Origin of the sequence: Rhodococcus sp. 14-1411-2a (assembly GCF_002259485.1) — a bacterium.
Classification (GTDB): Bacteria; Actinomycetota; Actinomycetes; order Mycobacteriales; family Mycobacteriaceae; genus Rhodococcoides.
Genome location: NZ_NPGA01000015.1, coordinates 13,653 through 26,801, shown reverse-complemented (window position 1 = coordinate 26,801; position 13,149 = coordinate 13,653). Strand labels below are relative to the sequence as shown.

Genomic DNA, 13,149 nt, shown 5'->3' with positions numbered 1-13,149 from the left:
GTACCTACCCGGCACTTCCCGGTTGAAGGCACAAAACAGGCCCACCCGAGCGGTGCTCGGGTGGGCCTGTTGCGGAACGGGGCCGCCGCTAGCCCAGGATCAGGCGTTCGCCGTCCGGGCTCGAGTTGACCGAAACCACGTCGCCGTCGTGGACGTCGCCGGCGAGCAGGAGCTTCGCCAGTTGATCGCCGATCGCCTGCTGGATCAGCCTGCGGAGCGGACGCGCGCCGTACAGCGGGTCGTAGCCGCGGGCCGCGAGCCACAACTTGGCCGGCGAGGACACCTCCAACGTCAGGCGACGAGCCGCCAGACGCTTGGCGAGGAAGCCGAGCTGAATGTCGACGATCGACTCGAGCTGGTCCTCGGACAAGGCGTCGAACACCACGACGTCGTCGAGGCGGTTGACGAACTCGGGCTTGAACGAGCGCCGCACCGCGTCCATCACCTGCTCCTTGGTGCCGCCGGCACCGAGGTTGGAGGTGAGGATCAGGATCGTGTTGCGGAAGTCGACGGTCCGGCCCTGGCCGTCGGTGAGGCGGCCTTCGTCCAGTACAGCGAGCAGGATGTCGAACACGTCGGGGTGCGCCTTCTCGACCTCGTCGAAGAGCACCACCGTGTACGGACGCCTGCGCACGGCTTCGGTCAGCTGGCCGCCGGCCTCGTAGCCGACGTAACCGGGAGGCGCACCGACCAACCGAGCGACGGCGTGCTTCTCGCTGTACTCGCTCATGTCGATGCGGACCATCGCGCGTTCGTCGTCGAACAGGAACTCCGCCAACGCTTTCGCCAACTCGGTCTTGCCGACGCCGGTGGGTCCGAGGAACAGGAACGATCCCGTCGGACGGTTGGGATCGGCCACCCCGGCGCGGGAGCGTCGGACGGCGTCGGACACCGCTTGTACTGCGTCCTTCTGTCCGACGACTCGCTTGCCGAGCTCGTCTTCCATCCGGAGCAGCTTCGCGGTCTCGCCTTCGAGCATCCGGCCGGCCGGAATTCCGGTCCAGGCTGCGACGACGTCGGCGACGTCGTCCGGGCCCACTTCCTCCTTGAGCATCACGTCATCCTGGGCCGGCGAGTCCTCGGTCTTGGCTGCGAGCTCCTTCTCGAGGGTCGGGATGCGTCCGTAGCGCAGTTCGGCGGCCTTGCCCAGATCGCCGTCGCGTTCGGCGCGATCGGACTCGCCGCGCAGGTTCTCGAGCTCCTCCTTCAGTGCCCGTACCGAATCGATGGCGTTCTTCTCGTTCTGCCAGCGCGTGCTGAGCCCGGCCAACTTCTCCTGCAGGTCGGCGAGTTCCTGACGGAGCTTGTCGAGTCGAGCCTTCGACGCGTCGTCGGTCTCCTTCGCCAGTGCCATCTCCTCGATTTCGAGGCGACGGACCGCACGTTCGACCTCGTCGATCTCGACGGGGCGTGAATCGATCTCCATGCGCAGACGGGACGCGGCCTCGTCGACGAGGTCGATCGCCTTGTCCGGCAGGAACCTGGCCGTGATGTACCGGTCGCTCAGGGTTGCGGCGGCGACGAGTGCGGAGTCCGTGATCCGGACGCCGTGGTGCACCTCGTAGCGTTCCTTGAGTCCGCGCAGGATGCCGACGGTGTCCTCGACCGACGGCTCACCGACGTAGACCTGCTGGAAGCGTCGTTCGAGGGCGGCGTCCTTCTCGATGTACTTGCGGTACTCCTCGAGGGTCGTCGCACCGACGAGGCGCAGTTCGCCGCGGGCGAGCATCGGCTTGATCATGTTGCCCGCGTCCATCGCCGATTCGCCGGTCGCGCCGGCTCCGACGATGGTGTGTAGTTCGTCGATGAACGTGATCACCTGACCGGCGGAGTTCTTGATGTCGTCGAGCACGGCCTTGAGCCGTTCCTCGAACTCACCGCGGAACTTCGCGCCTGCGACCATCGAACCGAGGTCGAGAGAGACGACGGTCTTGCCGCGCAGGCTTTCGGGTACGTCGCCGGCGATGACGCGCTGGGCCAGTCCTTCGACGATGGCCGTCTTGCCGACGCCGGGTTCTCCGATGAGCACCGGGTTGTTCTTGGTGCGTCGGGAGAGAACCTGTACGACGCGTCGGATCTCGGTATCGCGCCCGATGACGGGATCGAGCTTGCCTTCTCGGGCCAGCGCGGTCAGGTCGGTGCTGTATTTCTCCAGCGCCTGGTAGGTGTTCTCCGGATCTGCGCTGGTGACCCGAGCGCTGCCCCGGACGGCCTGGAAGGCGTCGCGCAGCTCGTTGGGTCCGGCTCCGTGGCCGGTCAGCAGCTTGGCGACGTCGTCGTTGCCGGTCGCCAAGCCGACCATCAGATGCTCGGTGGAGACGTACTCGTCGTCGAGTTCGGTGGCCAGGTGCTGCGCTGCGGTGATCGCGGCGAGGGTTTCACGGCCGAGTTGCGGAGTGGTGGTCGAACCGGTTGCCGAGGGCAGCCGGTCGACGAGGCTCTGCGCTTCTCGACGCACCGTTGCGGGGTCGACGCCGACGGCCTTCAGCAAGGGTGTGGCGATGCCGTCGGTCTGATCGAGCAACGCCACCAACAAATGTGCCGGACGGATATCCGGGTTACCGGCCGCGGATGCGGCCTGCAGAGCAGCGGAGAGTGCTGCCTGCGACTTCGTGGTGGGAGTGAAACTGTCCACCGGTCACCTTCTTTCGACTGGGTTCTGCAAAAACTGTCGCTCGGTACAACCATAGCGAAGTTGAGTCTGTTCCGCTCAACCTTGGATTTCTCCACATTCTGCGACGTGCGCGATATCCTCGACCGGTCTACTTTGGTGACGGTCGACAGCAGTGATTCGGTGGGGTGGAGGTGGATCGATGCTCGACGCACGCACGATCTCCCTGGTCCGCACCGGATTCAAATCCGTCGTGGCCGCTCAGGACGGTCCGGCGCGGCTGTCCCGGTCCTTCTACGGCCATCTCTTCGCCCAGCACCCCGACTTCCGAGCTCTGTTTCCCGCCTCGATGGATGCCCTGCGTGAACACTTCGTCATGGCACTCGGCTACGTCTTCGAGCATCTCGACGATCCCGACCGCGTCGAACCGTTCCTCGAACAACTCGGCCGGGACCACCGCAAGCACGGAATCTCCGGCGCGCACTTCCGTGCGGGCAGTTCGGCTCTGATCAGCGCGTTCCGCAGCTTCGCCGGCAACGAGGTATGGACCGACGAGGTCGAGACGGCCTGGAACGACGCGCTGACCGTGGTGAGCGATGCGATGGCCGTCGCCGCCGACGACGACGAACTGCCGCCGTTCTGGAGTGCCACCGTCGTCGAACATCAGCGGGTGCTCGACGACCTCGCGGTGGTCCGGTTGAAGACCGACGGCGAGATCCCGTACTTCCCCGGGCAGTACGTCAGTGTGCAGATTCCGCAACGGCCCAAACTGTGGCGGTATCTGTCCCCGGCCATTCCCAGCAATCCGTACGGCGAGATCGAGTTCCATGTTCGACGCGTATCCGGGGGCTGGGTGTCACCGGCGATGGTCACCGAGACCGCAGTGGGCGATCGCTGGTCGATCAGTCCGCCGCTGGGTGGGATGCATGTCGATCGCGCGATCGGCGAGGACGTGTTGATGATCGCGGGAGGCACCGGTCTGGCTCCGCTGCGTGCACAGGTCATGGAGATGGCGCAGCGCAGCAACAATCCGCGGGTGCATCTGTTCGTCAGCGGCACGTATCCGTGCGATCTCTACGATCTGGACACGTTGTGGCAGCTGTCGCTGTCGAATCCATGGTTGACGATCGTTCCGGTGACAGAGCAGCTCGAGAATCCGTGGTGGTATTCGGGCACGCCTCGCGAGCTTCCGTGGGGAATGCACCACCGTCTGCACGGCGCGGTGGGCAAGGTGGTGACCCAGTTCGGCTCGTGGGCCGATCGGCAGATTCAGATCTGCGGGTCTCCGTCGATGGTACGAACGACGATCTACGCCCTCCGCAAAGTGGGCACGCCGATGGAACACATTCAGCACGATCCGTTCTGAATCAGTCTGCGCTGCAGGGCAATCAGCTGGACAGCGATTTCGGCGGCAGATCCTCGACGATTCCGCCGGCCACCAGTCGCGGAGTCCACGTCTCGGTGATGAGCCTGCCGTCTCCGGTGATGATCGCGTCGGGGTCGGGATCGATCAGGATGGGATAGCCGGTGTCCGCGGTGGCGAGAATGTTCTGCACCAGGAGGTCGTTCTCGATGGTGTAGTGCACCGACACCGGATACAGGTCGGAGTCGAATGCCCATGGGCGGCCGATGAATATCACTGCATCGCCGAGATCGTCGAGTACCGACACCGAGCCGTCGCGCTCGAGCCGCAGGCTCCACTGGGGCGGCATGGACGTGGCGAATTCGAATCTGTGGGGCGCTCGGGCGTCGAGCAGGTGGATCATCAACAGCGCGCCGTCGCGGGGATCTCGTTGCGGGACAATGACTTCGAATGATCCGCATTCGTAGAATCGGGACCCGAACGGCCCCGGGATGCCCGCGCCGAGATCGTCTGCGATGGTGAGTGCGAGCCGAACGAACCCGGAGCCGTCCTCGGCCCGGAGCGTGATTCCCTCGGAGGGGTGGGGCAGGCGCGATTCGTCCCGCGGCGCGTAGGACAGCACGGCACGTAGCAGCGGCTCGACCACCTCCGCGTCACCGTCTCGTGAATCGAACGTTCGCCGTCGACGATCGGTCATCTCCACCCCCTTCGCCTGGCAAGACAGTCTGCCACCGGGGCTCGAATCACGCGTCCGATTCTGCGGAAAACCATTCGTTCGTTCCCGCTCCCGGGGCACCCCACTGCCCGGGCTCGCCCCTCTACGTCCACCGACGCATGAAACCGATCAGTACGATTTTCTGACGAATTTCTGCAGGTCAGCCATGGTTCGCGGGATTCGCGGCAGCGGCTACTATGAGCCGGTTCGGTCCGCGGCGGACCGATCTGCCCGGGTGGGCAGCGGCTGTATCAGGAAGGCACACACATCCCCGATGTCCGCTGATTTCGCCGCACGTCTGAACCATCTGTTCGCCACGATCCACCCGCCCGGACGCAAACCACACACCAACGCCGAGGTCGCCGACGCTCTCGCCTCGCGCGGACACCAGATCTCCAAGCCCTACATCTCGCAATTGCGCTCGGGACAGCGCGCCAATCCGTCCGCGGACACCGTCGCGGCGCTGGCCGCGTTCTTCAAGGTCAAGCCCGACTACTTCTTCGACAACATCTACGCGACGAAGGTGGACCACGACCTCGAACTGCTCACCCAACTGAAGGGCTACGGTCTGCGCCGCCTGTCCGCTCGGGCCTTCGACCTGTCCGAGGAATCGCAGAACCTGCTCAGCTCGATGGCCGAGAAACTCCGCGTGAGCGAAGGCCTACCCGCGGTGCCGCCGGACAGCACCCGTTAGGACCCGCTAGGACCCGGTGTTCGCCGCTGATTTGGGTCGTTCCGCAGGCTCCACTCCCGCCGCGGCAATCCTTGCCTGCACTTCCGGACGCCGCAGCGGCGGCACCGTCGGCGGTGGCTGACGCCGCTCGGGAAGCGCATCGAGGAGTCGGTGCGTCGTCGCCGTCACCTCGGCGACGGCCAGCTCGAAGGCATCGCGGGTGGCGTCGGACGTCTTCTGTACACCGCTGATCTTGCGGACGTACTGACGCGCGGCCGCTTCGACCTCGGCGTCGGTGGCGTGCGGTTCCAACCCTCGCAAGGTGGTGATGTTTCGGCACATAGCTCGACGATAGCCCCGCATCTCACACCTCGAGAAGACCCGACAACGCCCGTAGACACAACGCGCGTACCTGCTCGCGGTCGAGGGTTCTGCGCTCCACCCAGTCCAGACACACAGCTCGCACGAAGGCGATCCAGCCGCGCAGCGCGGTGCGTACCGTCTCGTCGTCCTGCAGCGTCGTCGGCAGCGCGGCGAGGATCCGCTGCTGCTGGACGTCGAACTCGCGCGTGAGGATCTCGTTGATCAGAGGATCCCCCAGCAACGTGCCGCGATTGACCGCGCGGACGCCGTGCGCATGTTCGTCGGTGTACGAGATGTACGCGTCGAGGCCTGCGGCGATCTGCTCGAGCACCGGCAACGAGGTGTCCGGCGCGGTCAGACCGAGGTTGCGCTCCGATTCGGCGCGGACGATCTCGACGAAGAACTCCCGCTTGGACGGGAAGTAGTGATACATCAATCCGCGTGACACGCCGGCGAGGTCTGCGACCTCCTCGATCCAGACGTCCTCGTACGGCCGCTCGGCGAACAGTGCCGAGCCGATCTCGATCAGCTGCGCACGCCGCAGTGCCGGCGTCATGCGCTTGCGCGGTGTGGTCATGTCCCTCGAACCTTACTTGACACCGGTTCAACAGTGAGTACCGTCACTATTTGACACGGTTCAACAAGGGCCGGTCCCGAGACGATGGAGTGGCGATGTCGACACAGTTCGCGGTACGAGGCGGCTCCCTGCCCCATCCCCCGCACCGACTCCCCGTGCTCGGCGACGTCGTCGGCGTCGATCCCCGCACCCCCGTCCAGGATTCGACCGCGATGGCCCGCACGCTCGGCCCGCTGTTCGAGCGGCACATCCTCGGCCGACGATTCGTCTTCGCCGCCGGTGCCGACGTGGTGGGTGAGCTGTGCGACGAGAAGCGCTTCGAGAAGTTCTTGCCCCCGGGCGTCGAGAATCTACGGGACATCGGAGCCGACGGGCTGTTCACCGCCTACAACCACGAACCGAATTGGCAACGTGCCCATGATCTTCTGCGCCCGGCGTTCACCGCAGGGGCCATGCGCGGGTACCACGAGATCATGGTCGACGTCGCCGACGACCTGATCGAGCATTGGGAGTTCCTCTCTCGCAACGCGTCACCGACCGATGTATCGGCCGACATGACGACGTTGACGCTCGAGACCATCGGCCGGACCGGATTCAGTTACAGCTTCGGGTCGTTCGCGCGTGCCGAGCCGCATCCGTTCGTCTCGGCCATGGTCGGTGCGCTGACGTACAACCAGCGGCGGGCGTTGCTGAAGGTTCCCGCGTTCGCCAAGCCTCTGTTCGCCCGCTCGGATCGCCGGTACGCGGGCAACAAGCAGTACCTGGCAGACGTCCTCGCAGATGTCGTCAGGACCAGGCGCCGATCCACCGAAGACTTCAGCGACCTGCTCCAGATCATGATGGACGCCGCGTGTGAGGCCGACAATCCGAATGCACTGAGCGAAGCCAACATCGGCTGCCAGATCCTGACATTCCTGATCGCCGGTCACGAGACCACCTCCGGTGCACTCTCTTTTGCGCTGTACTACCTGGCGACGCACCCGGAGGTGTTCGAGCGCGCCCGCGCCGAGGTCGACGAGGTCTGGGGTACCGGCAAGCCCGAGTTCGGCCAGGTTCCCAAGCTGCGATATGTCCGACGCGTCCTCGACGAATCACTGCGCCTGTGGCCCACCGTCCCGGCGTTCGGTCGCGGGGCACGCGCCGACACCGTCGTCGGCGACGGCTACGCCATGGCGGCCGGAGACTGGGCGATCGTGCTCGCCACGGCGCTGCACCGCGATCCTGTGTGGGGTGACCGCCCGCACGAGTTCGATCCCGACAACTTCCTGCCCGATCGCATCAAGGCCCGGCCCGCTCACGTGTACAAGCCTTTCGGTACCGGTGAACGCGCCTGCATCGGACGGCAATTCGCCATCCACGAGGCCGTTCTGGTACTCGGAACCATTCTGCAGCGCTTCGACCTGCAGGCCGACCCGTCGTACCGACTGAAGGTCCAGGAGCGACTGACCATGATGCCCACAGGCTTTCGGGTACAACCCACAGTGCGGCAGTAGTCAGTCGGGCAGCAGAGGAACCGAGATCCCCGGATCACGGCCGAGCAACACCCCACGAGTGAGCGACGTCGAGCCGAACTTCTTGTGCACCCCGTCGAGCGCCCGGTCCAGGGCCGAGGCCTCCGGCGGTGTCCGTACCTGCGGCGGGTCGAACTGCAGCTCCAATTGCTCCGCACCGCCCCTGTCGATGCTCGACACGGTGACCCCCACCAACGTAATGCCCTTCTCCGCGATCAGCGGCGCCGCGTCGTGCAGCAATTCGAGTGCGGCGTCGAGAATGTCGCGGGTGTCGGCGGTCGCTCGATCGAGCGTGTGCGATCTGGTGGCGCGAGTGAAATCGGCAAAACGCAAGCGCAACATGACGGTTCGGCCGGTTCGCTCCGCTGCGCGCATACGGTGCGTGACGCGATCGACGAGCCCGATCAACGATGCCTCCACCTCGGCCGCGTCGTGCCTGCCGCGACCGAGTGCCCGCTGCGCACCGATGGAACTGCGCGACTTACCGGGCTGGACGCGTCGTGGATCCCGGCCCATGGCCAGCGCGTACAGGTGGGCACCCGCACCCTTGCCGAGTACCGAGGCCAACGACCGCTCGCCGTAGGCCGCGATGTCGCCGACCGTTCTGATGTCCAGAACGTGCAGCTTCTCGGCGGTCACTTTTCCTACGCCCCAAAGTCTTTCGATGTTCAGCGGGTGCAGGAATTCGAGTTCGCCGCCGGGCGGTACCAGCAGCAGACCGTCGGGCTTGGCGAAGGCGCTGGCAACCTTGGCCAGGAACTTGGTGGTGGCGATCCCGACGGTGATGGGCAGCCCCACCTGCTCGGCGACCTCCTGCCGCAGGCGCTGTCCGATCTCGGTGGCACTGCCCGCGATCTTCTGCAGCCCGCCGACGTCGAGGAATGCCTCGTCGATGGAGATGCCCTCCACCAGCGGGGTGGTGTCGTGGAAGACGTCGAACACGTCCTTGCTCGCCTGCGAGTAGGCATCCATACGCGGCGGCACCACGATGGCCTGCGGGCAGACCGCGCGTGCCTGCCCACCGCTCATCGCCGTGCGCACCCCGAAGGCCTTGGCCTCGTAGCTGGCGGCCAGCACCACCCCCCCGCCGACGATCACCGGCTTACCGCGCAGCCGCGGATCGTCCCGCTGCTCCACCGAGGCATAGAAGGAGTCCAGGTCGGCGTGCATGATGCTCGCCACGGGTCTACCGGTGGACTCCACCGTTTCATGCTCGCACAGGCCACCGACACCCTCGGCCCTCTCACTCGCAGACGTGATCCTCCGCGGCCTGCACTATCGGCTCGGCCCAGGGCTCACCGGTCCCCTTCTCGTAGGTAGCACCGAGCGAATCGGTCACCTCGGCGACGGCTTGCTCTTCGGTGAGCCCCTGCTGGGCGCGGGTCTCGCAAAAACCCGGAATGTAGATGCCCAGTGCGAACACCTCGTTGACGGTGGTTCCGATGCCCTGTCCGTAGAGGTCGTCGAACAGTTCGCTCATTCCCGGAGTTTCGAGAAATCCGTCCCTGGCCTCCTGCACGTCACGCGAGATGCCGGTGCCGGTCTCGGTCGACGTCATCTCGTAACTGCAGCCTGCGCTCAGTGCCATCAGGCAGAGTGCAGCGCCCATCGATATCCGACCCGCTCCCCGCTTCACAGAATCACCCCCGCAACCACGTAGGTCAGTGCGGCGACGGCAGCGGCCGCGGGCAGCGTCGTCACCCACGCTGCGAGCATGTTTCCCGCCGTCCCCCAGCGCACGGCCGTCGTACGCTTGGTTGCCCCGACGCCCATGATCGCCGACGAGATGACGTGGGTGGTCGACACCGGCGCTCCCAGTCCGATCGATGCCACGTACAGCACGGACGACGCCGTCGCCTCCGCGGCGAACCCCTGGGGTGGGTCGAGTTCGATGATCTTGCGGCCGAGGGTGCGCATGATCCGCATCCCACCGGTCGCCGTTCCGACCGCCAGCACCGTCGCGGTGAGGAAGTAGCACCACAGAGGAATCGTGTAGTCGGCCTGATTGCCCGATACGACCAACGCCAGCACCACGATGCCCATCGTCTTCGCTGCATCCTGCATGCCGTGTCCGAAAGCCATGGCCGCTGCCGAGCACGTCTGTGCCCGGCGGAATCCGCGGCTGGTGGCACTGGGAGACGATCGTCGGAACATCCACAGAATGGCCACCATCGCGGCGCTTCCGAGCACGAAACCGACTGCAGGAGAAACGATCATCGGGAGGATCACCTTGGTCGCGACGCCTCCCCACAGCACCGTCATTCCGCCGGCCAGTGCAGCTCCCACCAAGCCGCCGACCAACGCGTGCGAGGACGAGGACGGCAACCCGTACCACCAGGTGATCAGATTCCAGCCGATGGCACCGACCAGGGCGCACCCGACCACGAGCAACGCGTCGGATCCGACGTCGAGGGCGATGATTCCCTCCCCCACCGTCGACGCGACCTTCGCACCGAAGAAGGAACCGAGCAGATTCCCCACCGCGGCCATGACGAGCGCCGTCCGCAGGGTGAGTGCGCGAGTGGACACCGACGTCGCGATGGCATTGGCCGAATCGTGAAAGCCGTTGGTGAAGGTGAACGCCATCGCGAGGGTGATGACCAGAACCAGTGCTACCACCGCGCACTCACGTCTCTTTCAGCACGATGGATTCGATGACGTGCGCTACCTTCTCGAAAGCGTCTGCGGCATCTTCGAGTTCGTCGCCCACTCCCTTGAGCTTCATCACGGTCAATGCGTCGAATCGACCGTCGAACAGATCCGCCAGAAAAGTCCGATAGGCATGATCGGCCCGGTTCTCGAGCTCGTTGATCTCGATCCAGTAGCGCTCGAGATCCTTCATCGACGCCAGCCTCGGCATTGCATCCGCCGTGACCTTGGCCGACCGGTCGAGGATGTCGATCATGTCGTGCATGTGCGGGGTCAGTTCGTCGATTCGGTACAGCGAGAGCAGATGTGTCGCCGCTTCCATGTGGTCCATCACGTCGTCGAGGCTCGAGCCGAGGACGTAGATGTCGGTGCGATCGAACGGGGTGATGAAGCTCGAGTTCAAGGTGCGGAACAGATCGTGGGTGACGCTGTCGGCTTCGTGCTCGAGATCGACCATGCGCCGCGCCACCGCATCGATTTCCGGTGCGGATTCGAGCAGTTCGGTCAACGTCTTCGCTCCGGTGGCCAACAGCTGAGCCGAGGAGTTGAACAGGTCGTAGAACAGAACGGACTTGGGTTTGAAGCGTGCGAACATCTTTCGTCTCCTGAATGGTGCGGCTACCGGCGAGCGCCGGCGTAGGGCTCGAGCAGATCCGACGGCACGCGGTGGTCGGCATCGGCGGGCAGCACCAGTTCGGGCGCACCGGCGCGTGATCGAGGTGCCATCTCGAACGCCTCGATCGACTGGCAGTACTTCGAGACTCGGATGACGGACATGTTCATCCGTGCCGTCATGTCGGTCACCCAGTACGGCACTCGTTCGTTGGCCTTGATCTCCAGGATCGCGAGCTTGGGCGGGATGATGAAGCGGTTCTGGGCACCGGAATCGAATCGGAAGTCGCGATCCCGACCGTGCACCTTGTGATCGATCGTCACCCGTAGACCGAGGTCGGCCTCACGACCGATGTACGCCTCGCGCAGATAACCGGTGGTGACCATCGGACGCAGATCCAGATTGGCGATCAACGTGCTGACCTCGTTGACGAACGGGCGTTGACTGGGATCGCATTCTATCTCCTCGCGGCCGTTGAGCCACCGCTGAGAAACGTCGTAGGGCAACGAGATTCGGCGCTTCTGGGTGACCCTGTTGACGCGCTGCTTGATCTCGATCTGCACCGGCGTGTCGTCGGTGCACTCGGACGGCGCCCCGTACAGCCGTACCCGCACCTTGCGCCTGAACTTCAGGCCCTCGATCTTCTCCCAGTAGAACCGCAGATCGGTGGTGTCGTAGTACAGCGAGGTGACCGGGTAGCCACCCTTGGGCGAGAACGGGTCGGTGTCCATCCGTGCCGTCAGTTCTTCACGGACCTGAGCGACGTCGGCCTCGGCAACGAAATACTTGATCTCGTACCGATTGAACGAGTGCAGCTTGCTGGCGGTCTGCTGGTAACCGGTGGGCTCGGTGTTCAGGTCCTCCGGCGACGCACCCTGCTTCTCCAAAGCGGCCTTGGGTCGAAATTTGTCGAACAGATTCATGGATCGAACCTTCCTTCGGTGGGTGTGCATGGTCGGGCGACGCCGCGTTCAGTTCGGCTCCGCGAACACGATCGGGGGTAGTTCGGTGGCTCCGTCGGCCTCGGACGCGAGCAGCAGTTCACCCGCGTCGGTGTAGGCGACGGCCTCCCCCTGTGGTTGATCGGGTCCCTCGACAACACGGGCGGGAGCGCCCGAGAATGCCGCGGGCACGTCACCGTCGGCGATTTCGAAGACGAACAGATCCTTCTTGGTTCGCAGTGCCCCCATTGTGGCGTCGGCATCGACGGCTGCACCGGTGATCGGTCTGCTCGACCCGTCCGGCGCAGTCGCAGACACCGTTCCGGAACGGACCAGATCGATGGATGTCGTTGTGGTGTCGATGGTTTCGTCACTGCTGTAGATCGACGCGGCCGCACCGCCCGAGACCTTGGTGATCAGCACCGGTTGCCCGGCGGGCGTCAGAGCGAACGCCTCGACGTCGTGTGCGCCGTCGGGGTAGCGCATCGTGACCGAGGTGCGCCGGTCGGTGGCCACGTCGACGCCGATCAACGTGACGCTCTCCCGGTCGCTGTCGTTGTCACCGGTGTCGGCGAGCCACACGATCCCCGCGCTGTCGACGGCCATGTCCTCGACGTCGACCGTCTCGACTCCGACGTCGACCCACCCGGTCACCTCGCAGGCACGGTCGAGCACCGCCAGCCGATCGTCACTGCCGCGGTCCCCGATCGCGTAGCCGGTATCGCCCGTCCACGCCAGACCCGACAACTCGGACAGGCCCGAGTCGGTGGGGGTGCACCAGGTTTCGAATCTCGCAGCTGCTGGGGGTTCGGCCGACGCGCACGACGCGAGTACCGAGGCACCGGCTCCGCACGCAGCGACGATCACGCCAAACCTCCGTCTCCGAGTGTTCATCCGACCGTCGCCTACCCGCCACGAGATCGAGCGTCGGCGGTCACTGCGCGGGAGCAGCATCAGCTCATGAACGGTCGAACTTCTGTTCCCGAGTTGCTGGTCGCCACCGGCACTGCGCGCACGCTGTCGCAGGCCGCCTCCTTCGTGATGGAGGGAATGGTCCTGATCAACGGCTTGCCGCTGCGCGATCCTCGCCGCGAAGTTTCCCCGGCAGACACCCTGACCCTGCGCTGACCGCC

At 65.2% G+C, this 13,149-nt stretch carries 14 protein-coding genes; 4 read left to right on the top strand and 10 right to left on the bottom strand.

Annotation, left to right across the window (positions count from 1 at the left end):
- Nucleotides 1-88: 88 nt before the first annotated feature.
- A complete protein-coding gene (gene clpB / locus CH291_RS13635; protein ID WP_094687776.1) occupies nucleotides 89-2,635 on the bottom strand; it encodes an ATP-dependent chaperone ClpB in 2,547 nt (848 codons plus the stop codon).
- 178 nt (nucleotides 2,636-2,813) lie between these two features.
- On the opposite strand from clpB, the gene CH291_RS13630 reads away from it, so the two are divergent.
- Entirely contained in the window at nucleotides 2,814-3,977 is a 1,164-nt protein-coding gene (locus CH291_RS13630; RefSeq protein WP_094687775.1) for a globin domain-containing protein, read from the top strand.
- 22 nt (nucleotides 3,978-3,999) lie between these two features.
- Here CH291_RS13630 and CH291_RS13625 read toward each other — a convergent pair whose 3' ends face one another.
- Nucleotides 4,000-4,671, bottom strand: a complete 672-nt coding sequence (locus CH291_RS13625; RefSeq protein WP_143545924.1) for a hypothetical protein — start codon at nucleotides 4,669-4,671, stop codon at nucleotides 4,000-4,002.
- Between the two features lie 292 nt (nucleotides 4,672-4,963).
- On the opposite strand from CH291_RS13625, the gene CH291_RS13620 reads away from it, so the two are divergent.
- On the top strand, nucleotides 4,964-5,383 hold the full coding sequence (locus CH291_RS13620; RefSeq protein ID WP_068053936.1) for a helix-turn-helix domain-containing protein: 420 nt from the start codon (nucleotides 4,964-4,966) through the stop codon (nucleotides 5,381-5,383).
- 6 nt (nucleotides 5,384-5,389) lie between these two features.
- Here the strand turns inward: CH291_RS13620 and CH291_RS13615 are convergent, their stop codons facing one another.
- Nucleotides 5,390-5,704 carry a DUF2277 domain-containing protein gene (locus tag CH291_RS13615; RefSeq protein WP_068053845.1) on the bottom strand — a complete coding sequence of 105 codons (315 nt, stop codon included), beginning with the start codon at nucleotides 5,702-5,704 and terminating at the stop codon, nucleotides 5,390-5,392.
- Nucleotides 5,705-5,726: 22 nt separating this feature from the next.
- On the bottom strand, nucleotides 5,727-6,302 hold the full coding sequence (locus tag CH291_RS13610) for a TetR/AcrR family transcriptional regulator (RefSeq protein WP_068053842.1): 576 nt from the start codon (nucleotides 6,300-6,302) through the stop codon (nucleotides 5,727-5,729).
- Between the two features lie 95 nt (nucleotides 6,303-6,397).
- On the opposite strand from CH291_RS13610, the gene CH291_RS13605 reads away from it, so the two are divergent.
- Nucleotides 6,398-7,795 carry a cytochrome P450 gene (locus CH291_RS13605; protein WP_094688060.1) on the top strand — a complete coding sequence of 466 codons (1,398 nt, stop codon included), beginning with the start codon at nucleotides 6,398-6,400 and terminating at the stop codon, nucleotides 7,793-7,795.
- Here the strand turns inward: CH291_RS13605 and dinB are convergent, their stop codons facing one another.
- The 6 genes from dinB to CH291_RS13575 form a co-directional block, all read right to left on the bottom strand.
- Nucleotides 7,796-8,983, bottom strand: a complete 1,188-nt coding sequence (dinB, locus tag CH291_RS13600) for a DNA polymerase IV (RefSeq protein ID WP_179276574.1) — start codon at nucleotides 8,981-8,983, stop codon at nucleotides 7,796-7,798.
- Nucleotides 8,984-9,056: 73 nt separating this feature from the next.
- Nucleotides 9,057-9,401, bottom strand: coding sequence for a hypothetical protein (locus CH291_RS13595; RefSeq protein WP_094687772.1), 345 nt, complete (start codon nucleotides 9,399-9,401; stop codon nucleotides 9,057-9,059).
- A gap of 44 nt (nucleotides 9,402-9,445) precedes the next feature.
- Entirely contained in the window at nucleotides 9,446-10,432 is a 987-nt protein-coding gene (locus CH291_RS13590; protein WP_094687771.1) for an inorganic phosphate transporter, read from the bottom strand.
- Nucleotides 10,433-10,439: 7 nt separating this feature from the next.
- Complete coding sequence (locus CH291_RS13585) at nucleotides 10,440-11,057, bottom strand: DUF47 domain-containing protein (RefSeq protein ID WP_094687770.1); 618 nt, start codon at nucleotides 11,055-11,057, stop codon at nucleotides 10,440-10,442.
- Nucleotides 11,058-11,080: 23 nt separating this feature from the next.
- Nucleotides 11,081-11,998 (bottom strand): polyphosphate polymerase domain-containing protein, encoded by a 918-nt coding sequence (locus CH291_RS13580; RefSeq protein ID WP_068053816.1) that lies wholly within the window; start codon nucleotides 11,996-11,998, stop codon nucleotides 11,081-11,083.
- A gap of 48 nt (nucleotides 11,999-12,046) precedes the next feature.
- Nucleotides 12,047-12,883, bottom strand: coding sequence for a hypothetical protein (locus CH291_RS13575; RefSeq protein WP_094687769.1), 837 nt, complete (start codon nucleotides 12,881-12,883; stop codon nucleotides 12,047-12,049).
- A gap of 93 nt (nucleotides 12,884-12,976) precedes the next feature.
- Between CH291_RS13575 and CH291_RS26780 the strand changes: the two genes are divergently transcribed.
- Nucleotides 12,977-13,144, top strand: coding sequence for a S4 domain-containing protein (locus tag CH291_RS26780; protein ID WP_176460421.1), 168 nt, complete (start codon nucleotides 12,977-12,979; stop codon nucleotides 13,142-13,144).
- The last annotated feature ends 5 nt before the right edge of the window (nucleotides 13,145-13,149 follow it).